This window comes from Acinetobacter lwoffii (assembly GCF_024129355.1).
Lineage (GTDB): Bacteria > Pseudomonadota > Gammaproteobacteria > Pseudomonadales > Moraxellaceae > Acinetobacter > Acinetobacter lwoffii_I.
The window spans coordinates 155,320-177,595 of record NZ_JAMXXP010000002.1 but is presented as its reverse complement, the minus strand read 5'-3'; the positions used below and the strand labels follow the sequence as shown (position 1 = coordinate 177,595).

Genomic DNA, 22,276 nt, shown 5'->3' with positions numbered 1-22,276 from the left:
TGGGCTGAAATAGACTTAGTCGGTATAGATGTTGAATCGACGACTGCCTTGCTTCTGAAGTGGATAAAGCTCAATGAGTTCAGGCTGATGCTGAAGTAATGATTTGGTATTCAGACTGATGGAGTCCTTGGCTTTCTTCCAGACCACAGAGCCATTGGCAAAGGTGGCTCTTTCAGCATCTTTCATCAGCATTTGGATGTGATGCTTCAGCTGGTCAAAGCGTTCCTGCTTGTGCTGAATTTCTTCTTTCATTTTGATGAGTTGATCGAACATCAAATTGGCATTTTCATTTTGCGAAAGATCTTCAACGCTTAGTGGGATATGCGCTGGATAGAGTTGCTGAATCGCTTTGGCTGCGGATTCACTGGCATCTACAGATGGCGGAGTATCCGTTTCCACACATTCCCAGAAATAACGCTCTGCCTGAATGATGTGTTGAATCACTGATTCAGAACGGCTGACTTTAAAGATCTTGGTTTCATGCCCACAGATCAGGACACAGACATGTGCTGCCTGTTTGCCTGTTACCGCAAGTTGGTGTTGCACCTGACACAGCACGTATAAAGGCACACCATCTCGCCATAGCCTGGCACCATGTTCCCCAGCTGTTTTGCATTCCAGAATCTGCACGTCATCGCTACCCACGACCGCATAGTCCAGATTTGCCAACATAAAGGATTTATCCGGATCGGGATGCTGAAGCACGGCATTGACTCGTCTAACTTTATTATTGGTGTGCAGACTGTAATACTCCGCCACAAGTGGTTCTAGCTGCTTGCCCCAATACAACGGTGCAACGCCCGAGCTGTCATCGTCAACGTTCTGCTGAGTTCGACCGGTCTTGATCATCCATAGTTCCAGCATCGACATGTAAGGGTTGAGGCCGCAGGCGGTTGCGGCATCACTACTGCCAATGCCTTGTTTACGCACTTCTAACCATTCCTGGTAATCCATATTTTTAGTATTGGCTAAACGCTTGGCTGTCGCTGTTCTTTTAGCTGCTGTATTTAATTCATTTATCTCATTCGGAATTGGGAAATGAGGGAGTTGATGGGTATTTATCGGTGCAATCTGATTCATGCTCTTATCCTTATAAATAGATAGGTCTGTAAAAATTTTCGGCATAAAAAAAGCCACATCTGGAGATGTGGCAAAAGGGGTTTTCACTGGAGAAGGATCATCTACATGACCCCTTGACCATTATTGTAATAGCACTGGCTTAAATGAAACTTAAACCACTAAGCGAAGTGCCTGTTCTAGTCCACGCTGCTTTAACGCAGCACCTGCACCGAACCATGCAGAATCAAGTCGGTGATCAGTACTCATGGCACGACGTTCATGATCGGCAAACTCTGTAATACTGCACAGCAAACCGTAGGCGGTGTCTTTCGCCGAACTGAGTTCTGCACCACGACCCTGTCCATTGAACATGTCCATGACTTTAGCCATGGCACGTCCATTCGGTTCAAGCTTTTCTTTGGCTGGAGTTGGAGTAGCCATATTCCGATAGAATTGAATGATGTTCTCCTCCTGATCAGCAGCACTCATGCTGGTATTGTTAAACACTGCATCAAAATAGGCAGCCGCTTCTCCTTGAGTGACTTTACGTTGAGTCAGCTGTTTCATCTCATACATATGCTCATCCCAGGCACGAACTGAAATGCCCAGCTGCTGTTTCACCTTTTCCGCATCGAACTTGGTGCTGTGCGGGACTTTGACTACACCTGCACTAATGTTTTGTCCACGTAAGGCAATCGCTAAGGTGTTATTACAGACCACACGAATATTGGTGAATTGTGCGGTGGTGGCTAAGGTTCCATCACAAGCGGTTGCCAGTAAAATATAACCATTACTGACATCCTTACCTTTTAAAGCCGTGCTTTGTCCAGTACGTGCCAATGCCCAGAACTTCTTTCCGCCTTTCAGTACCCCTGCGGTTTCCAGTTCAAATCCTGATTGTTCAGTCAGATCACGATAAAACTCCAAGATCTGCTTCGGTTGCACTTCCTGATAACGCTGACTGACTACAGACAGAGGCGCATGAGTATCGGAACGATACAGCACCCGCTGTTCTTGATAGGGCATGATGATGCTCTGCCCGCGTTCATTCTTTGCCATGTAGCTGACATCGGAAGATTCAATTCGCCAGTCCATCCCTGCTTGCTGGGCCCAGAGTTCAATCGGCTGATTCTGAGTGAGTTGATTGCCTAGACCATGCCAAGGGGTTTCACCGATATACGCCATTTGTTCAAGTTGATGTGCCATATTTATACCTATTATTGTTGATTGATTTGAAAAGTTAAATTGCAGTCATTACAGGTGTAAGACTTCTCGTTTTGTACGAAAGGAGATCCAGAATGCTTATATAAATAATAATTAAGTACATAGCCTAAGCTGGCTCCTGTAACCTCTCCAATTACAGGAGGAATTCTGTAAGCTTTGGCTAATTCTTTGCCAATGAAGATAAGTGTTGGTTGTGACCAGATTTGGCTTGGGGCTTGGTTAGATCTTTTTGGAGCTAATCCAAGAAAAGTTATTCCTTCACTATGACAAGCAGGGCAAGTCGTCATATGGACACCTCTAAAATTAAAAAAGGTCTGCTAAGCAGACCTGATGGGTAATTATCGTTTTTGTGATATATATTTGAAATATATTGGGTTTTAATTAAATTGTTTATCCTGTGATTTATTTAACTTTGCTACCGCTAGTTGTTCTTGAAGAACAGTGCGATCGAGATAGTTATTCCTAAAATTGACAATATTTTGTTGTTGAGCCTTTTTTTCAATAGTTTTTACCTCATATTTCATATACTTACAGACTAAATTTTCAATGGTTTTCTTATCTTCTGGAGTTGTATAATTTAATTTGGATTCGAATGGACTTATAAAAGATATAATTTGATGGAAAAAAAGTTCAGGTACGGTCTTTTCTAAAATAGGGTATTCAGGTTTTTTTTCTAGGATCTTAGCTAAATTTTTCATATGATCATCGTAATCATAAGATTTGTAAATATCATTAAATTTGAAATTTGGTTTTCTAATTATTTGTTTAAAAAAATTTAAACATATCAATCTATTAAGTAAAGCGTCTAGTCTGTTGATTTTACTTTTATTTTTCTTCCCTATAGAGTCTAAATTTTCAATTATATTTTGTATATTAGCATAAGCCTTTAATTCTTCGTCTGTTTTTTTTTGATAGGGGGTATTGAACTGACTGTCAAAGCTTTCTCTTTTCAAAAGGTATTCTGTAAGGTATTCGATGAGAATGTTTGAGATATTATTTGGCGTTTCTGTGAAGTGTAAATTAAGAGAGAGATAGTCATTTTGATAATTATTTTTTTGTATAGTGAGATTAACTTTATGTACATTGGAAAAATATGCAGATGTAGAGGTGAGGTTAGGTAATTCATATTTTGTCAAAAGATCATGTTTTAGTTTAGATATTTCATGTATGAGTTTAATTTTTTGCTCAGCCTCATCTTGATGATTGAAAGCTTCTGGTAAATAATTATTGTAATTTTCATAAAAGTGCTTTGTTGGTTTTTTGCTACCTCTTTTTTCTAAAAAATGAATTCCATCGATTGCATATTGGATGTCAAACACATCGCGAATGAAAGAAGTAAGGTCAAATTCAGTTGTAAGCTCCCGTAAAGAAAATTTAGAAATGAGCAACTCGAAATCGATATCTTTTTTCTTGGCTATTTCATAGGGAATTTTTAAAAGTGGGCGCAATTTATTAAAAAAAATTATGATTTCTTCTTTATCAATTAGGTTGTCAAAAAAATCAGCAGGTTGATTTAAGTTAGAGGTTTGAAAAAAATCAAAGAACATATTACCTATATCTGATCTTGATACAGTTTCCATAATTTGATCGTCCGTAGGAACAGTACCAAAGTTATTTACTAATAAAAGATCATGTATGAAATTGTATGATTTTTCTTCAACCTTTTTTTTAGTATATTTTAATGCTCTTATCAGATCAGGATACATTAATTCGAATTGTAGCTTCCTAATTTCTCTTGTTGTTATTTTTCTAATGGTAGGAATTGTTAAGCTGTGCAGGTTTGAATAGTGAATATTTGGCATAATTTAATAAACAAGAAATAGATTTGATAAACAAGAAATAGACATGAGGTGCACTTTTCTCTCAATAATTTGCATTCTGTTCCTACCAGTTATTAACGGAGCTTAGCATGACTGCACCTTTTGATTTAACGATTTTAAAACGTAAACAAGTTGAATATAAAACTGGCTTAAGCCGGTCAACAATTTACGACAAAATGAATCCAAAGTCACCTCGGTATGATAAAGACTTTCCCAAGCCAGTCAAACTAAGTTTGAATGCGGTGGGATGGTTTGAACAGGATATCCTTACTTGGTTAAAAACAAGAAGTGTAGCCAACTACTAAAAGGATAACTTTCCAACGAGTTAACTATATAAATCCCCAGCTGTCCAAGCAGTTAAGTCCACCTATGCCTTGTTCAGCCAATGAGCAGACTTTAGGTACTTAATAATATTAAGTAATTAAGGATTAAGGGTTTATATATCTTCTATTAATTATACACATGAGCCTTCTAAGAAATAGGTATAGCCCACAAGCTATACCTTCAGGGAGAACTCATGTCTGGAAAAAGTAATGACTATGAGTAAAAGTGACAAAATCATATCGCAATTTGAAACATCAGACACTGCTTCCTATCTTTTAGAACAAGCGGATAAGGACTACTCTAAACTTGAGACGTTAATTGATCTTATTGTTGACAATAAGATTTCTAGTGCTTTTCCTAAATTACAGACAGGGCGGTTTAAAAAAGCGGATCCCTTGGTTAGAAATCTGTTATCTCAATGTCCAGATCCCGATGATTTGACTGAATTAGCGATTAATAATGAATATACTCAAGTGTATATGCGAGCATATGAAGAAATATTAAAACCTATAAATTTTGAACCACGCTATTTTAAAAATTTTCAAGCAAATGATGTTCTCCCTATCGCGGGAGAACCTATTATATTTGCAGATCTAGCAAATGCTTTTGTTTCTAAAATTTATTCAGGCACCCTGGAAGATGAATTTATTCAGGCACAGAGCAATCGATCTGAAAGATTAAAACATCAAGAAGCGCGTGCTATTCAGTTGCTAAACAAGCTTAGAGTTAAATATTCAAAGTTACTAGTCTTGCGTCTTGATTTTGCAATTGCGAAAAAATGTAGAAATCTTTCTGAAGATTTGAATCTGATCAGAAAGATGTTTAAGAAATTTTTGAAATCAAGATTTTCAATACATCAGCGACCTATTGGTTATATTTGGAAACTAGAATACGGCGTTGATAAAGGCTATCACTATCATACTATTTTCTTCTTAGATGGTAATAAACATCAAAAAGACGAGATTATAGCTGACCAGTTCGGCAAGGAATGGGTACAACTTACTGAGGCTAAGGGAAGTTACTACAGCTGTAATGGTTCAAAAGAACGCTATAAATATTTAGCTATTGGAATGTTACATCATGATGATGAAAAAGCTCATAGCGCATTAGAGTCACTAGTTATCAAATATTTCACTAAAGATAAGCAACACGCGTTTATACCCAGTGGTAGTAGGCTCAAAACATTTGGTACAAGTCAGATGCCAGCAAGTAAACGTAAATCAGGCCGCCCTCGTAGAGGGACATAAATCTACATATCACCGAAGTTATACCTGCTCATTCACCTGATGAGCAGGGCACTAAAAAAATACATATCAGAGCCTATATATGAATACATACGCAGCACTATCGCCACAGACCAAAGTAATTCCAGTTCCTGTAAATTATGTTTTACCACAACAAGCTTTGGTGCTTACAGAAGCACTCAAGTTATTTAAAAAAATTACCTCACCCGCTGCTAGAATTTTGAGTTTAAATTCGAATACTAACAATGATGTAGGATATCTTTCCACTGATCTATTGAATCATTTTTTGCACGTAGCCTCGAACTACTTTGACTACTTTGATCAACAGTTAGGGGAAGGGTTTGTTTTTGATCCACAAATACAAAAAGTATTTCAATGTTTCAAAGAATGCTCTGGGATAATTAGAATTTTGCCGCTATCGGTTGACTGTCAAAAAGATGATCTGCATTTCAGAAATACCATGCTGATTGAGCGATGTTGGAATGAGTTACGTGGTAGGGCATTAGTTGACGAAAAAACGATGACCAAAGCAATTTTAAAAACTTCTCAACAGGTAAAAGATCAACAAAACACGGTTAATCGATTTGTTGCAAAACTTTTACGTGAGCATCAACAGATCGACATTCATCAGGTAGATTTCAAATTTGATGCCATTTACCGACGTATGAGTATTCCATTACAGCTTAAAGATGAGCAGCAGTTTGCAGCAGTTGTACGTAAGTTTATCAATATGCTGAAAAAGGAAAATTTAAATAATTTACATGGATTTGCCTATCAAATATCTAAAGATCTCAATGGACAATATTGCGGTAGAGTATTTGCATTTACTGATGTGGGGCATCTTCTGAAGCACCCTACTTTAAATGAACTTTTAAGGTTTAATCTTCTTAGTCAAGAACTATGGGTGGATCTGAAAATAGCTCTTATCTGTGAGCAAGCATTTTTGGTTGAGACCAATCAAGTGGTGGGCGCTTCATGGAGCTATCAAGATTGGTCCAAGTATTTTAAGTCTATTATTGAGCCTATGAAAAGGCATCATTACTCTTCGAAAGCAATTAGACCTGACTATAAACTTATGATTTTTTAATTGTTCATCAAAAGTACGATCATTATAAAACTCCCATCTCTAGTATGGGAGTTTTATTTTTATGGCTTTCTGTCCATAAGTTGAAGTAAAGCGACAATTCATGTCCTTTTCCACCTTTTTGTTGCTGCATGATTTAGAATTTTAGGTAAAATCATTGGATTAATGATTCACTTAATTGGACTTCTATAACAATGACCCAGGTGCAACTACAACAGCTACAAAAACAACTCTGGAATATTGCCAATACTTTGCGCGGCACCATGGGCGCCGATGAATTCCGTGATTACATTCTGGGTTTTATTTTCTTTAAATATTTATCGGAAAAGTCGGTGAACTTTGCCAATGAATTGCTGGATGGCGAAGAGGTCAGCTTTCTTGAGCTGGATGAACAAAATCCTGAGCATGTACCGTATATCGAAGAAATCAAAAAGAATGCCATTGCCGAAGTCGGTTATGCGCTCACGCCGAAACAGCTATTTCATAGCTTAGCTGAGCGTGGCCGTCAGGGCGAATTCATTCTGGATGATTTAACTGCGACATTAAAATCGATTGAACAAAGCACTTTGGGCACCGACTCTGCCGATGACTTTGCGAATCTGTTTGAAGATCTGGATCTGAACTCAACCAAGCTCGGCAACAATGCCAGCGACCGTAATGCACTGGTGGCCAAAGTCCTGAGTCATTTAGATGATATTGATTTTGATATTAGTAATACCGAAGCCGATGTACTGGGTGATGCCTACGAGTACCTGATTGGCGAGTTTGCATCAGGCGCGGGTAAGAAAGCCGGTGAGTTCTATACCCCGCAAACAGTATCAACCTTACTGGCCAAAATTGTCACCCAAGGCAAAGAGCGTTTACGTTCGGTCTATGACCCGACTTGTGGTTCAGGTTCGTTGTTGCTGCGGGTGAAGCGTGAAGTTAAAGATGTGGACATGATTTACGGTCAGGAGATGAACCGTACCACTTACAACTTGGCACGTATGAACATGATTCTGCATGATGTTCATTTTGCCAAGTTCGATATCAAGCAGGAAAACACTTTAACCCGTCCGCAGCATCTGGATAAAAAGTTTGATGCAGTAGTGGCTAATCCTCCATTCTCTGCTAACTGGTCAGCCGATCCGTTATTTCTACAAGATGAACGCTTTGCCGCTTATGGCAAACTGGCGCCAAGTTCCAAAGCGGATATGGCCTTTGTACAGCACATGCTGTATCAACTAGATGAGCATGGCACCATGGCGGTGGTATTGCCACATGGCGTGTTGTTCCGTGGTTCCAGTGAAGGTGTGATTCGCCAATACCTGATTGAGCAGATGAACGTGGTGGATACCATCATCGGTCTGCCTGCCAATATCTTCTATGGCACCTCGATTCCGACCTGTATTCTGGTACTGAAGAAAAACCGTGAGCATAGCGGCAACATTCTGTTTATTGATGCCAGTAACGATTTTGAAAAGCAGAAGAATCAAAACAAGCTTTTGCCTGAGCATTTAGACAATATTATTTCGGCATTTGAAAAGCGTCAGGACATCGAAAAATACGCGCATGTAGCAACTTTACAGGAAGTGAAAGACAACGATTACAACCTGAATATTCCGCGTTATGTGGATACCTTTGAAGCGGAAGCCGAGATTGATCTGGATGCGATTGCCCAACAGCTGCAAGACTTGGAACAAGATAGTCAAAAAACCGATGCGGTGATTGCAGAGTTTTGCAAAGAGCTTGGGATTGCTTCGCCTTTTGCGGAGGTGAAGTGATGGTTGCGCCTAAGTTACGGTTTAAAGAGTTTGATGGGGATTGGAAGGAAGACACACTAAAAAATTGCATTACTTCAATTGATTCAGGTTGGAGTCCTCAATGTGAAAGCTATCCTGCGAATTCAAACGAATGGGGGGTTTTAAAAACAACTTCAGTGGATTGGAGTGGCTTTAATTCTTCTTTTAATAAAAAACTGCCTTTAGAGCTGACTCCTCGAAATGAAATAGAAGTCAAACCTTTGGATATTTTGGTTACACGAGCAGGGCCGACGGAACGAGTTGGGGTTATTTCAGTTGTTCCTCATTCAGTTCGTTCAAAACTGATGATTTCAGATAAATTAATTCGCTTGAAAGCTAATGAACAAAACAATCCTCTATTTTTAGGTATTAGTTTATCTTCAGTAAAATGTCAGAATCAGTTGCAGTCTAAAACTTCAGGACTAGCAAAGTCACAAACTAATATTTCCCAAAAAATATTGGGTGAAGTTCTTTTAAAACTACCTTCAAAAGAAGAACAAACCAAAATCGCTTCTTTTCTTTCCGCAGTAGATGAAAAGATTAGCCAGCTCACGAAAAAAAATCAGCTACTCAGCCAATATAAGCAAGGCATGATGCAAAAGCTGTTTAGTCAGCAGCTTCGTTTTAAAGCGGATGATGGCAGTGAGTTTGGGGAGTGGAAGGAAAAAAAGCTTTCTGAGATTTGTTTAAAAATTAAAGATGGAACTCATTTCTCTCCTAAAACATTTGAAGTTGGTGAATATAAATACTTAACCTCTAAAAATGTCAAAAATGGATACTTAGATTTTTCTAACCTTGAGTTTGTAAGTGCTGATGACCATAAAAAAATCTATTCGAGTTGTGATGTAAAATTTGGTGATGTCCTTTTAACTAAGGATGGAACTATTGGGCAATGTTGCGTTAATACATTGACTGAAGAATTCAGCTTATTATCAAGTGTGGCATTTTTACGCCTAAAGTCAGAATTCAACAATTATTTTTTATATCACATACTGTTATCTGATTTAGGACAAAAGGAAATCAATGGTGTAATTGCTGGTCAAGCACTTAAGCGTATTACATTAACGAAGATCAATGATTTTAAGTTTATGTTTCCTTGCCTAGAAGAACAAACCAAAATCGCTAATTTCCTGTCTGCGATTGACCAAAAAATTGACGTAGTAGTACAGCAAATTGAACAGGCCAAAACTTGGAAGAAAGGCTTGTTGCAGCAGATGTTTGTGTAGGGGGAAATTATGGCAAATTGGCTAGTAACCGTGAATTATGCTGAGTTTGATTTAGAAGCAGCTTATGATGCTTTGCCGCAGATTTATTGGAAGAATTCAGCCACTAGTGAAGGTAAAGGGTTACAGCTCAATGATATTGTTCATGTATATGTGACCCAACCCATCTCAAAGGTGATGTATCAATTCAAAGTTATTGGGCATGCGGAAAACTCAGAATACCCAGTATCACAGAAAGTATTTTGGTCGGATAAAAAGAAAATTGAAAGTTATCTAGGTGGATACTCTGTTTTTGAAAAGTTAAACAAAGTGGATAAATCCACTTTGTCTTTTGAATATTTCAGACAGGAAAACTTAATTCCTGATGCTCCTATTCAAGGTCGTCGCACAGATCGAGATAAAGCCTCAAATGATCCAATTCGCATTTTTTTAACTCATATTTTTAATGAGTTTAAAACTGATAGTGTGAATACCAACTATCCCGATGAAGCAAATTTAGAAAATTCATTATTTCCTGAAGGTGCGAAAAAAACAGTCCAAGTCAACAGATATGAACGAAACCCGGAAGCAAGAGCGAAGTGCATTGAGATTCATGGTACACGTTGCAAGATATGTGAAATGAGCTTTGCAGAAACTTATGGAACATTCGCTAAAGATTTTATTCATGTCCATCATATTACGTCATTGAGTGAAATTTCAGATAGCTATGAAGTAAACCCTGAAACTGATTTACTACCTGTATGCCCAAATTGCCATGCAATGTTACATAGACAGGAAAATGGTATTCCAATGACAATTAAGAGATTAAAACTCTTATATAGCGTTTCTTTGAGTAATCCGCTTAGACAAACATTTGAAGAATAAATAATTCGAGATTCTTAATGCAGCTTTATCAAACCCAAGCACAGTCATTAGTAGAACTTACAGAAGATCCTTTTCGTTTGGAAAGAGAAATTCAAAGTCTGTTTGAAAACAATCTTTACAGTTTTACAGGTCTGGAATTCATCAAGTCTGAATTCACCATTAAAAACAACCGTATTGATACACTGGCTTTCGATCCCGAAAGTCAGGCCTTTGTAATTATCGAATACAAGCGTGAACGCAATTATAGCGTGATCGACCAAGGCGTTTCTTATCTAAATCTGATGCTCGACTACAAAGCAGATTTTATCGTTGAGTACAACGAAAGCCAGAGTAAACAGCTTAAACGTCAGGACGTGGATTGGTCACAAAGCAGAATCATCTTCGTTTCCCCCAGCTTTACCGACTTTCAAAAGCAGTCCACTAACTTTAAAGACTTAGGCATTGAGCTGTGGGAAATCAAACGCTATCAGGGTGGAATTGTTTCAGTCAATCCATTGCAAAAAGCCAAATCAGCGCCTTCAATCAAGCAAGTGCAAAAGGTTGAGTCTGAAGATATTCAAAAGATTGCCAAAGAGATCCAGCAATATGATGAAGCCTATCACTTGGTGGATAAGTCCGATGACATCAAAGAGCTATATGAGCAATTCAGGGACTCAATTCTGGGCTTAACCACCGATTTAGATGTTCATCCCAAGAAAATGTATATCGCCTTCCGTAAGGGTAAGCGTAACTATGTCTATATGAGTATTGGGACAAAGCAAATTCGCATCTGGCTAAATATGCCTTTTAATCAACTGGATGATCCGAAGCAGATCGCGAAGGATGTGACTAATGTTGGACATTGGGGGAATGGCGATTGTGAAGTGATCGTGTCAGATACAGAAAATTTAGAATATATCTTGAGTTTAATTAAACAAACATTGAAGTGAATAATTTAAGATTTTAGAGGGAAAAGGGAATGACAGTACAAAGCGAATACCAACTTGAAAACGAACTGATCGGCCAGCTACAGCAATTGGGTTATGCCTCAGTCACGCTCAAGGATGAAAGCCAACTACTGTCAAACCTAAAAACCCAGATTGAACAGGCCAATGGCCTAGCACCACTGTCAGAAACTGAATGGAAACAGGTCATCAGCTTTTTAAATACTGGTACAGTATTTGAACGGGCCAAGAATCTGCGTGATCTGTTCCCGGTCAAATTTGATGATGGCAGCAGCAGGCACATCTTTTTTCTGTCTGATGATCCAAGCAAAAATATCTATCAGGTGACTAATCAAATCACTATTGACCATCGTGATTACAATGGTCGCACCAGTCGTTTTGATGTGACTCTGCTGGTCAATGGTCTGCCACTGGTACAGATCGAGCTGAAAAAGCGCGGCATGGAAATCGCTGAAGCCTTTAACCAGACTCAGCGTTATACTCGTGAAGCGTATTGGGCTGGACAGGGCTTGTTTGGTTTTATTCAGCTTTTTGTCATCAGTAATGGCGCCAATACCCGTTACTACTCCAACGGCACGACCGGCATTGAATTTGCCTTTCCCTGGGCCGATGTCAGCAACAAACACATCAATGAAATTGTCGACTTTGCCGATACGTTTTTAAATCAGCAGCATCTGACCCAAATGCTGACCCAGTATATGGTACTGCTGGAAACCACCAAAAGCCTGATGGTGCTGCGTCCCTATCAGATCTATGCAGTACAGAAAATCGTGCAGCATGTACAAACATCCAACAGCAATGGCTATATCTGGCACACTACCGGTTCAGGCAAGACCCTGACTTCATTTAAAGCCAGCCAGATCATCATGCAGATGCCGGATGTGGAAAAAGTTCTGTTTGTGGTAGACCGCAATGATCTAGATACGCAAACCTCAAGAGAATTTAATGCCTTTAAAGCTGAAAGCGTCGACAGTACCGACAGCACCCATACCCTGGTCAAACAGCTGGATCAACGCCATGACAAACTGATTGTCACCACCATTCAAAAGCTGAACCGTGCCATCAGCAATGACCGCTATCTGGAATATATCGATTATCTCAAAGACCAGAAAGTGGTGTTTATCTTTGATGAGTGTCATCGCAGCCAGTTTGGTGAAACCCATCAGAACATCAAGAAGTTCTTTAGCAATGCCCAAATGTTTGGCTTTACTGGAACCCCGATCTTTGAAGAAAACAGTCAATCCAAAGCAGGTTTGAAACTCACTACAGATTACCTGTTCAATGAATGCCTGCACCAATATGTGATTGTAGATGCCATCCGTGATCGTAACGTACTACAGTTCCAGATTGATTACCGAGGTAAATTTACGGCCAAGGGCATGCAAAATAACCTTGGCTATGATGATGAAGTCGAGGGCATCGATACCAAAGAACTGTATGACAACCCGCAACGTCTGGAAATGATTGCGCGTTATATTGTCGAGACCCATGACACCAAAACCCGTAATCGTGAATTTACCGCGATGTTCTGTGTTAGCTCGGTCGATACCCTGACCCAGTACTATGAACTGTTTGAAAAGGTTCAGGCGGAGAATCAGCAACAGGACGAAGAGCAGGGTAGACTATTTAAACCGCTGACGATTGCGACGATTTTCTCCTATGCAGCCAATGAAGCTGTGCCTGTAGATGAACAGAACGGGCTGATCCATGAAGAAGCGGCAGATATCCCGAGCCAGATCAATCCGTCCAGCCGTGACAAGCTGGATCGCTATATTGCCCAGTACAACCAGCAGTTTAAAACCAATTACAACTCTGGTGATCAGTTCTATGCCTATTATCGTGACATTGCCGATCGGGTCAAAAAGAAGCAGATTGATATCCTGCTCGTCGTGAACATGTTCCTGACCGGCTTTGACTCTAAGCCGTTAAATACGTTGTATGTCGATAAAAATCTAAAATATCATGGATTGATTCAAGCATTCTCTCGTACCAACCGTGTCTATAATGATAAAAAACCATTTGGCAATATCATCTGTTTCCGTAACCTGAAACGTGCCACAGATGAAGCTCTAGCTCTGTTTTCCAATAAAGAAGCGCAAAAAGTGGTACTAGTACCAAGCTATGAGGAAATTAAACAGGATTATGAGTCTGCTGTTCGGAAGCTACTTAATATCACGCCTGATTATCAAAGTGTAGATGATCTCATTACGGAAGATCAGCAGCTGGAGTTTATTAAAGCCTTCCGTGAAGTGATGCGTTACAACGCCCAACTACAGACCTTTATTGAATACGACCAGAATCAGACCGCACTGGATAAACAGCACTTTGCCAATTTTGCTTCCAAGTATGCCGACCTGTGCCGTGATGTACGTAAGACCACTAAAAAAGAAAAAGTGTCGGTACTGGACGATGTCGATTTTCAGCTGGACTTGCTGCACAGTGACCGGATCAATGTCGGCTATATCATCAACCTGTTGCAATTGGCAATTGATGCCGGGGATGATGAAAAGCGTAAGAAGTACGAAGCTCAGGTGCATGACCTGATCGGCAATGAAATTACCTTGTATGACAAGCAGGCGCTGATTAAGAAATTCATTGAAGAAAACATGCCTAAGATGATCAATGGACAGAGCGTACAAACGGCCTTTGCCCAGTTCTGGGATGCCGAGAAGGAACAGGCCTATCAGCATCTCTGTGCCGAGGAAAACCTGAAACCTGAGGCGATGCAGCAGGTCCTGGAACACTATGAATTCACCAAGCGTTTGCCACGTAAGGAAGAGCTGAAAGACTTGCCAAAATATAAGGTTAAGCTGTTTGAACGGGAGAATGTATTTACCAATTTGCTGGTCAAGACCCGGAAACTGATTGAAAAGTTTTATGTAGGCATATGATTTTGTTTTTATTTATTAAGAATTTACTTTTCATGAAAATATACTTGAAAGTAACATATAAATATTTTTTAAAAATCAATATTCTAGAGCGGTTCTAAAGTATAGTTTGTAATAGTAGAGCTGGTATAAGTTCAGGGATTTTTAAAGAATTAATAGCATATTTTCAACGATTCGGGGGATAAATGAATACCTTAGCTATTGCACAATTTTTACAAGAGTTTTATGTAATTCCGTTATTGATGGCAGTCTTTGTGATAGTCGTGAGCATAAGATTTTTCATCAATTACATTAAACCAGCTCGTTTGCTTTATGATCAAATAAATACTGCAATTTCTAATCTAAGTAAGATTAAGTCTAATCAAAGGTTTGATAAAAACTTTTTAAATGAAGTGTTTGAGGCTAATGAGACACTAAGTCATGCATGGTTGAATTATAAAAGCTCTCTACATGATTTAAATCAAGAAGTAGATGGGGAGTCAGTGGTTGTCGCATCTAAATCTACAGTGTCGAGTGAAGTGTTTTTTTCTCAGTCGGTAATAATTGATACCCCACTCAGAGTGGAGTTTTATAAGCATTTACCTGGAATGATTACAGGCTTTGGTATTATTGCAACATTCTCAGGTCTATTGTTTGGATTGTTAGCATTTGATCCAGCAGGAGATCCTAGTAAAGTTCAAGACAGCTTAACATTATTATTAAAAGGGGTGGGTGAGGCCTTTTTGGCATCAGGCTTAGCTATTACTGCTGCAATGATTATTACATGGAGAGAGAAGTCTTGGTTAAGAAAGTGTTATGCAGGATTGGAAGGTTTAACTACAGCGATTGATACAAAATTTGATCCTGATGAGACTGGTGAGGAGTATTTATCTCAATTACTTAAGTCGTCCCAAGCAAATGAAACTAACGCTCGTCAGTTGAAAGATAGTCTAGTTAATGAACTAAAAGTTATGATGACGAACTTGGTTGATGAAAATAAAAAGAATCAAATAGCTTTTGCATCACAATTAACAGATAGCTATGCCAAAACAAGTAAAGATATGGCTGATCAAATAGGCCAGTCTATTTCTGATAATTTACAAGCACCACTAGAGAAAATTGCATCAAGTGTACAACAAGTTAGTGGTGATCAAAGTTCTGCTGTCCAAGAGTTAATGACCGATGTACTCACTGCATTTATGAGTAAATTAGAATCAACCTTTGGTACTCAAATGAATGGTATGAGTGAGATGATGACTCAATCAGTATCTGCAATGAGAGAGATGCAATTAGGATTCACTAAATTAATTACTGATATGAAAGTGAATAGTGAAAGTTCGACAAAAAGCTTAGAAAACCAAATGTCTAAAATGATTGAGGATATTCAACAAAAGCAAAATGCGATGTCCGATCAAATGAATTCAATGGTCGAGCACTTATCTAAAGGTGCAGAAAAAATTGGAGAGCAGGGACAATATGCGATTGAACAATTAAATGGGAAGGTTTCTGAGCTGATTGGACATATGGGCGGAACTATGTCTGGTGTGATAGCAGATATTGCTAAACAACGTATAGAGCAAGATCGTACAATTGCAGATAATCAGCATAAGCTGCATGAACAATCTTCAATCCTAATTGACAGCCTTGGGGCTGAGGTCAAAGAATTAATTGTGCATAGTCAAAATGCAGTTGAATCTTATAAAAATAACATTCAAAAGCTCACTCAGGTGACGACTGATAGTATTACAGGAATGAACAATGGCGCAGAAAAAATGCGTCTAGCTTCAGAACAATTTAATATGGCGGGTACATCTCTTATTAGCGTCACAGATAAAACATCACAATTGATCTCTGAAGTAACCACTACATCTACTCATTTGACTAGTGCAAGCAGTAATCTTATTTCGTTATTGAGTGATTATAAAAATTCTCAGGATAGCGTCAATAAGGCGATCAGTACGCTTGAGGGGCTAATTAAACAAGCGCAATCTGAAGCCGGCATGAGTACTAAAATGCTTGAGGATATGAATCAAATTACAACAGCATTGAATCAAGTGAAAAAAGAGATGCAAGACTATCTTGAACAAGTCAGTGATGTGTTAGTAAAAAGTTTTGATAGTTTTGGAGCTTCAGTTGAAACGAGTCTGAATCATTCATTAGGTATTTATGATAATACGCTTGACCAAGCAGTTAAACGTCTCTCAAGTGGTGTCGAAGGCTTAGGCAGCTTTGTTGAAGATCTTGAAGATATCGTTAGACAAAAGAAAAACTAGGTCTGGAGTACATGAGCAATGCTAGGTAATCGGTACTCTAAAAAACCAAGTCCTAAAGATGAAGGTGAAAAGCCTTTTTGGATTTCTTTTGCTGACTTGATGACAGCTTTAATGACTTTATTTCTTGTCGTTATGGCAGTATCACTGATGATCGTAACAAAAAAAATTAATGAGGCGACTCAAGCTGAAGATCAAAGAAGTGCGGAAATTTTAAATATTTGTCAAAGCATCAAGCATAGTGCGAAGTTGAAAGATGCAGGTATTGAAGTCGATTGTAAAAATAATCGTATAAACTTTGGTGAAGCTGGGCGATTTTCACACAATGATTATCGATTGAATGAGGTAGGTCGAAACCGATTAAATACCATTGTCCCGATTATTCTTGAAGAGGCAAATAATCCGCAAGGTGAAAAATGGTTTAAGCAAATAGTGATCGAAGGTTTTACAGATACAGATGGCTCATATTTGTATAACTTAAATTTAAGTTTGCGCCGTTCGGAATGGGTCATGTGCAGTTTACTTGATCCTAAATTTAGTTCTGGTCTTTCTTTAACTGAACAGCAAAAAAACCAGGTTAAGCAACTATTCTTGGCTGGGGGAGTATCTTTTAACTCCGCTAAAGATAGCAAAGAAGCATCTCGCCGTGTTGAATTGAGAATGCAGTTTTATGGCTTAAAAGAAAAAGACAGTGCAGACCCTCAACCAAATTTTGTTTCAGCGCCGATTGAAACATGCCAATTGACTCGGTGATATCTATGAGCATAGAAAATTTGAAACATCGTTTGGAGGAAAAAGTAAGTGGTCATTCAGTTGTAGAGGTTACATATACGAAATTTGTGAAGCCTCAACGACTACTTAAAACACTTTCTGTGATTGAACAGAAATTTGATGATTTAGAAAATGGCATTCCTTTAGATGAAAAAATTTTTAGATCAATTTCCAAATTAGAAAATTCAGGTTTTGAGGATCTCACAAGAAGAGATTGGAAAAATTTGGCTTGGTCATTGAGCAAAATACTACCAGGTGAACAAGAAAAATTTATCTTTAGTGATATTGGTAAAAGAATTGTTCAGAATTTTCAACAATCAGACAAGGATATTATTGGACTCGTTTATTTTCCATTGTTGTACAGCTATTTTTCCTTAGAAAATAAAGATGTGAAAAGTAAGCCAGTAGTATGGATTCAATTGAGAGATATATTGAATACAAATAGGTCTGGTGTTTATAAAGACCTAAAGCGTCCTAAAAAATGGATGAATACTCTCGTTGATTATTCTGAAATTTTATCTAATTCACCAACAAAATTACTTGTTAAAAAATTTCTACAAGAACAAGATACAAGTAGTCTTGCAAGTGAATTAGAAAGCTTAAAGATGGCACCTAATAGTTGGTTTTGGGATGATTTAATTCAGTCTTCCATTCAATCTATTAATGGTATGAATGAGCAGGATTATTTGAAAATTATCTCCCGATTTTTAGACTTAGCTGAACAAAATGTTTTATACATGACTGATATTCTTGTTGCTTTATTAGAGCGCTATGCTCGTACTTCTGAGCGAGCAAAAGTTCATGAAGTCCTAAAATATTTAGCCTTAAACCAATGGGGAAATCCACAGTACGACTCATCCGCTGGTTGGAATAATGTCAATGCTGATACAAAAAAAATGGTCATTCAATGGTTCGTAAGGGCTGATTTAGAAGCATTCTTTAAGTTGTTTAGTGCATCTGCAGATGTAAATCGTTTTAATTATTGGATTAAATTTATCGATAAAATTTCTTTTTCTCAAATTTTTCTTGGTCCATCAGCATTTCAATCCCAACAGCCTCAACATAAAAAATTTCGTGATTTAAATCGTGGACGTTTGAAAAAATTAGTTGGATCTACTCCTACCAATAATGCTTTTATGTTAAAAATTGAAAATTTGTATGTTATTGATTTTTCAGATACTGGTAATGCATGCTTCATTGTTAATAAGATTCCATACAATGCAAATAAGCTAGAAGTACATCGAGATATTTTAAAACCATGGAATAATTTACTTAAGCTAAGTCATACACCTGGTTGGCAATCTCGTTTTGATTCCAAAATGGCAGAATTGGGTGTGTTTTCTGATTATGCCCGAGTGAATAACTACAATTCAGGCTATAGAAAATATTAAGGAAAAATCATGAAACTTGCATTTTGGAAAAAAAAGAAAAGTATTGAGGCAGAGCAGGCAGAATCTTTTCAATCGAACTCCAAATATTTTACGTATGATGAAGTAGGTGTAATTTATTCATATACACAAAATGCTAAAACAGATGCTGATTTCTATTGGGAAAGCTTGGAAGAGGAAGAGCTTGCATACCTTATGGATGACAACTTTGTGTTACCTTGGGAAGAGCTTTTTCAACTTCAGCAAGACTTAGAACATAGTAATGTGATTCACTTGCTAAACTTACCGGCACAAACTTCTTTTCGGCCAATAATTAGAAGTGAAGGAGGGTTAAGTGACCCAGATTTCAAAATTATCTTAGATGGTTGGTTTAACGAAAATAACATTAAAGTTAAAAGTTCTATTCAACGAGTTGGAGCTATTTTAACGATTGATGGCACAGAACATTTATTAAGTGAACCAAGTTTTCAATTGGTCGAAAAATTAAAAGAGTTTTCACGTATAGAGAATAAAGATACGAAACAGAACCAGAAATATTGGGCGAAAATCAGAAATTTGGCCAATAAGTCTAATGCAAATCTAGATGATTTTTTACGAAAGACAGTGGTTTTAGCACCTGAGAAATTACAGTTAAATCTTCGAAAAAATTTGATCAGTCAAGAATCTGTTGTAGAAGTCCAGCCTGAATTTGATGAAGCTCCATCAAATTGGCTGAAGACGTTTGATCAATATAATAATGTTCAAGATCAGTATAGTATTAGCTTAGCTGATGGTGGAATTGCACATGTAGTGATTGAGCCTCAAGTGAAGCAGGTACTAAATGAAATTAAAAGAATGCCGAATAGACGTATTTCTGGTGAGCGCGCGCAAGCTTTTTTACACAATCCATTTGCTCAACTAGGTGATGATGCTATTGACGTTATTTCACCTGAGAGTTTTGAGCAGTCAAAACAGCAAGCACAAATTTATACTTATTCTTTACAAATAGAAAAAAATTATAATGAGTCAAATCATTATGATTCTGCGAAATTAGAGCTACATGAGAATTCTGAAAGAGAACAAAATCCAATTTTTTTAGAACTATATAATGTGGATCAGACTTCTTATTTTATTCAAGCGTATGACAAAAAATCCCCTGTTTTTGTATGGGCAGGGTATGAAATTGACCGAAGTAGCTATTTAGATGATCAAATCGAAGAATTAAAAAATGACCTAAATCAAATTCAAAAATATCAAGATGAACTACAAGCTCAAAAAGTATTGGATTTATCGAATTATAGCGGTCGTGTTATTGGTATTGGAGAAGCAGAAAAGCTGAACTCTGAATTTATTAAAAGAGACAGCGGGGAATTTGAATGGTTGCCACAGCATTTAATGGATTTAGAGCAGCAACTGCAATATGAAAATTTTGATGAAACCATTGAATTGCTTGAGCAGCGGATTAAGCAGGCGGAGCAAAACAGTCAAGATGAAGTTGAAATTCCATATACAGATAAAGAAGTGTCATTAGATGATGCCAAAAATTTATTAGACCGTTTATATGCTTCTAAGAAAGAAGAGCCAAAAGAGATTTTAGAAGAATCTAACGCTAATTCACAGAAAAAGAAAAAAGATACATTGTTAATCGCGAATAATATTGATGAAGCAGAGTTTACAAAACAGCGAGTCAATCGCTTACTTTTTGATGAGAAGAATCCTCCATCAGCTAGATTGCCCGCTAGTTTTAGAAACCAAGAATTTAGTTTAAAGCAGCATCAAGAATATGGAATAGCATGGTTGCAGAATCTGCATCAGCATGCGCCTGAACAAGTCAGTGGCTGTCTTTTAGCTGACGATATGGGCTTAGGTAAAACACTTCAGCTCTTATGCTTTATTGGTGAGTATCTTGAAAATGCTGAAGATAAGAAACCAGTGTTAATTGTGGCTCCAGTTTCACTGTTAGAGAATTGGGAAGCCGAAGCAAATCGATTCTTTAGTGGTAAATTTGCCAAAATATTAAGTCTATATGGTGATAATTTAAAAGATAGAAAAATTCCCAAACATTTTATCTCGGCACAGTTAAGAGAAAATCATGGTATTACCCACCTTTTAGAAGATCATTGGCGTGGTGATGCTGACATTGTTTTAACAACCTATGAGACAATGCGTGATCTAGAATTTTCTCTAGCTAGAGAAGACTGGAGCATAATGGTTTGCGATGAAGCCCAAAAGATTAAAGTTCCTACAGCAATGGTGACGAAGGCTGCAAAAGCACAAAAAGCAGATTTTAAAATTGCGTGTACAGGTACTCCAGTAGAGAACTCTTTAACCGATCTTTGGTGTCTATTTGATTTTATTCAGGAAAATTTGTTAGGCCCCTTAAATGAATTTGGTAAAAATTATCGAAAACCCATTGAAAATACTGAAAATAATGATGAAGCAGCACTATTAAGGCTTCGTGAGTTGATAGCCCCTCAAGTCTTACGAAGAATGAAACATGATGTCGCAGATTTACCTGCTAAAATTGAAGTAGATGACTGTAAAAATATTGAAATTTCATTATTGCAAAGACAATTATATATTGATGTGGTTAACCGCTTTAAAAAATTGTCAGCTCAAGGTAATCAGGGAGCGATGTTAACTTCTTTGCATAGTATGAGAATGATCTGTGCTCATCCATTACAGTTTCAGCCAAGTGCTAATTTAAATGATTCTCCAAAAGTAAACTGGTTAATCAAAACTTTAGAATCTATCAAGCAAAAAAATGAAAAAGTCATTATTTTTACCGAATTTAGAGACATACAAGTATTTCTTAAGCGAATTCTTTTGGAGAGATTCGGCTTAAACGTTACAACAGTCAATGGTGATTCAAATACCAGCAGTAAAAAAGGCTTAACACGGCAAAACTTGATTGATAAATTTCAAGAAAAATCAGGGTTTAATATCATTATCTTATCGACTACTGCGGTAGGATTTGGTGTTAACATTCAACGTGCTAATCATGTCATTCATTATACACGTAGTTGGAATCCAGCTAAGGAAGATCAAGCAACTGACCGTGCGTATCGTATTGGGCAAGATAAAGAAGTTTTTGTTTACTATCCAACAGTAGTGGCAGAAGAGTTCAGCACGTTTGAAATAAAATTAGACAAGCTCTTGTCAAGTAAGAGGGAGCTTGCTGACGATATGCTAAAACCTAATATAGATTTAACTAAAGAGCTATTTAATTTAATAGACTAATATCTGACTGCAGTCGGACCAAGATGGTTGGATGGTCATCTCATAATTATGCAGATTTATTGTGGGTGGTGTTTCAAAAAGCATGCTGACTATATTTTAACCATAATTTAAATCTCATAAAGCATTAAAAATATAATGAATTTAATTTACTTCTTTTCAATTTTTGTATTGACAGAATTAACTAGCATACTTTT

The 22,276-nt window shown here is 37.6% G+C and carries 16 protein-coding genes; 12 read left to right on the top strand and 4 right to left on the bottom strand.

Annotated elements, in window-relative coordinates; translation table 11 throughout:
- Positions 1 to 15: 15 nt before the first annotated feature.
- The 4 genes from NI468_RS02315 to NI468_RS02300 all read right to left on the bottom strand — a co-directional run bounded on the left by NI468_RS02315 (position 16) and on the right by NI468_RS02300 (position 4,085).
- Positions 16 to 1,080 carry a YqaJ viral recombinase family nuclease gene (locus tag NI468_RS02315; protein ID WP_253099565.1) on the bottom strand — a complete coding sequence of 355 codons (1,065 nt, stop codon included), beginning with the start codon at positions 1,078 to 1,080 and terminating at the stop codon, positions 16 to 18.
- 150 nt (positions 1,081 to 1,230) lie between these two features.
- Positions 1,231 to 2,265 carry a DUF932 domain-containing protein gene (locus NI468_RS02310; protein ID WP_253099562.1) on the bottom strand — a complete coding sequence of 345 codons (1,035 nt, stop codon included), beginning with the start codon at positions 2,263 to 2,265 and terminating at the stop codon, positions 1,231 to 1,233.
- Between the two features lie 11 nt (positions 2,266 to 2,276).
- Positions 2,277 to 2,570, bottom strand: coding sequence for a hypothetical protein (locus NI468_RS02305; RefSeq protein WP_253099559.1), 294 nt, complete (start codon positions 2,568 to 2,570; stop codon positions 2,277 to 2,279).
- A 90-nt stretch (positions 2,571 to 2,660) separates the two neighbouring features.
- The gene (locus NI468_RS02300; protein ID WP_253099556.1) at positions 2,661 to 4,085 is read right to left on the bottom strand and encodes a hypothetical protein; all 1,425 of its coding nucleotides are present in this window, start codon (positions 4,083 to 4,085) and stop codon (positions 2,661 to 2,663) included.
- 107 nt (positions 4,086 to 4,192) lie between these two features.
- On the opposite strand from NI468_RS02300, the gene NI468_RS02295 reads away from it, so the two are divergent.
- From NI468_RS02295 to NI468_RS02240, 12 genes are all read left to right on the top strand, one after another.
- Positions 4,193 to 4,408, top strand: a complete 216-nt coding sequence (locus tag NI468_RS02295) for an AlpA family phage regulatory protein (protein ID WP_253099553.1) — start codon at positions 4,193 to 4,195, stop codon at positions 4,406 to 4,408.
- Between the two features lie 228 nt (positions 4,409 to 4,636).
- A complete protein-coding gene (locus NI468_RS02290) occupies positions 4,637 to 5,674 on the top strand; it encodes a YagK/YfjJ domain-containing protein (protein WP_253099550.1) in 1,038 nt (345 codons plus the stop codon).
- 79 nt (positions 5,675 to 5,753) lie between these two features.
- A complete protein-coding gene (locus NI468_RS02285) occupies positions 5,754 to 6,758 on the top strand; it encodes a hypothetical protein (RefSeq protein ID WP_253099547.1) in 1,005 nt (334 codons plus the stop codon).
- Positions 6,759 to 6,949: 191 nt separating this feature from the next.
- Complete coding sequence (locus NI468_RS02280) at positions 6,950 to 8,518, top strand: type I restriction-modification system subunit M (protein ID WP_253099545.1); 1,569 nt, start codon at positions 6,950 to 6,952, stop codon at positions 8,516 to 8,518.
- A complete protein-coding gene (locus NI468_RS02275; RefSeq protein ID WP_253099542.1) occupies positions 8,518 to 9,762 on the top strand; it encodes a restriction endonuclease subunit S in 1,245 nt (414 codons plus the stop codon). The genes NI468_RS02280 and NI468_RS02275 overlap by 1 nt, the downstream gene beginning before the upstream one ends.
- A 9-nt stretch (positions 9,763 to 9,771) precedes the next feature.
- On the top strand, positions 9,772 to 10,623 hold the full coding sequence (locus NI468_RS02270) for an HNH endonuclease (RefSeq protein WP_253099539.1): 852 nt from the start codon (positions 9,772 to 9,774) through the stop codon (positions 10,621 to 10,623).
- A 17-nt stretch (positions 10,624 to 10,640) separates the two neighbouring features.
- The gene (locus tag NI468_RS02265; protein WP_100329890.1) at positions 10,641 to 11,552 is read left to right on the top strand and encodes a DUF5655 domain-containing protein; all 912 of its coding nucleotides are present in this window, start codon (positions 10,641 to 10,643) and stop codon (positions 11,550 to 11,552) included.
- Between the two features lie 29 nt (positions 11,553 to 11,581).
- On the top strand, positions 11,582 to 14,458 hold the full coding sequence (locus tag NI468_RS02260) for a type I restriction endonuclease subunit R (RefSeq protein ID WP_253099536.1): 2,877 nt from the start codon (positions 11,582 to 11,584) through the stop codon (positions 14,456 to 14,458).
- Positions 14,459 to 14,640: 182 nt separating this feature from the next.
- Complete coding sequence (gene zorA, locus NI468_RS02255) at positions 14,641 to 16,707, top strand: anti-phage ZorAB system protein ZorA (RefSeq protein ID WP_253099532.1); 2,067 nt, start codon at positions 14,641 to 14,643, stop codon at positions 16,705 to 16,707.
- An 18-nt stretch (positions 16,708 to 16,725) separates the two neighbouring features.
- Positions 16,726 to 17,457, top strand: coding sequence for a type I Zorya anti-phage system protein ZorB1 (zorB1, locus tag NI468_RS02250; RefSeq protein WP_253099529.1), 732 nt, complete (start codon positions 16,726 to 16,728; stop codon positions 17,455 to 17,457).
- A gap of 5 nt (positions 17,458 to 17,462) precedes the next feature.
- Positions 17,463 to 18,866, top strand: a complete 1,404-nt coding sequence (locus NI468_RS02245) for an EH signature domain-containing protein (protein ID WP_253099512.1) — start codon at positions 17,463 to 17,465, stop codon at positions 18,864 to 18,866.
- A 9-nt stretch (positions 18,867 to 18,875) separates the two neighbouring features.
- A complete protein-coding gene (locus tag NI468_RS02240; protein WP_253099509.1) occupies positions 18,876 to 22,082 on the top strand; it encodes an SNF2-related protein in 3,207 nt (1,068 codons plus the stop codon).
- The last annotated feature ends 194 nt before the right edge of the window (positions 22,083 to 22,276 follow it).

Excerpts from the sequence above, each read along its gene's own strand:
- NI468_RS02240 (WP_253099509.1), top strand. The coding sequence starts at position 18,876 with ATGAAACTTGCATTTTGGAAAAAAAAGAAAAGTATTGAGGCAGAGCAG.
- NI468_RS02285 (WP_253099547.1), top strand. The coding sequence starts at position 5,754 with ATGAATACATACGCAGCACTATCGCCACAGACCAAAGTAATTCCAGTT.
- NI468_RS02295 (WP_253099553.1), top strand. The coding sequence starts at position 4,193 with ATGACTGCACCTTTTGATTTAACGATTTTAAAACGTAAACAAGTTGAA.
- NI468_RS02270 (WP_253099539.1), top strand. The coding sequence starts at position 9,772 with ATGGCAAATTGGCTAGTAACCGTGAATTATGCTGAGTTTGATTTAGAA.
- NI468_RS02245 (WP_253099512.1), top strand. The coding sequence starts at position 17,463 with ATGAGCATAGAAAATTTGAAACATCGTTTGGAGGAAAAAGTAAGTGGT.
- zorB1 (WP_253099529.1), top strand. The coding sequence starts at position 16,726 with ATGCTAGGTAATCGGTACTCTAAAAAACCAAGTCCTAAAGATGAAGGT.
- NI468_RS02265 (WP_100329890.1), top strand. The coding sequence starts at position 10,641 with ATGCAGCTTTATCAAACCCAAGCACAGTCATTAGTAGAACTTACAGAA.
- NI468_RS02305 (WP_253099559.1), bottom strand. The coding sequence starts at position 2,570 with ATGACGACTTGCCCTGCTTGTCATAGTGAAGGAATAACTTTTCTTGGA.
- NI468_RS02280 (WP_253099545.1), top strand. The coding sequence starts at position 6,950 with ATGACCCAGGTGCAACTACAACAGCTACAAAAACAACTCTGGAATATT.
- NI468_RS02310 (WP_253099562.1), bottom strand. The coding sequence starts at position 2,265 with ATGGCACATCAACTTGAACAAATGGCGTATATCGGTGAAACCCCTTGG.
- NI468_RS02290 (WP_253099550.1), top strand. The coding sequence starts at position 4,637 with ATGACTATGAGTAAAAGTGACAAAATCATATCGCAATTTGAAACATCA.
- NI468_RS02315 (WP_253099565.1), bottom strand. The coding sequence starts at position 1,080 with ATGAATCAGATTGCACCGATAAATACCCATCAACTCCCTCATTTCCCA.
- NI468_RS02300 (WP_253099556.1), bottom strand. The coding sequence starts at position 4,085 with ATGCCAAATATTCACTATTCAAACCTGCACAGCTTAACAATTCCTACC.
- zorA (WP_253099532.1), top strand. The coding sequence starts at position 14,641 with ATGAATACCTTAGCTATTGCACAATTTTTACAAGAGTTTTATGTAATT.
- NI468_RS02275 (WP_253099542.1), top strand. The coding sequence starts at position 8,518 with ATGGTTGCGCCTAAGTTACGGTTTAAAGAGTTTGATGGGGATTGGAAG.
- NI468_RS02260 (WP_253099536.1), top strand. The coding sequence starts at position 11,582 with ATGACAGTACAAAGCGAATACCAACTTGAAAACGAACTGATCGGCCAG.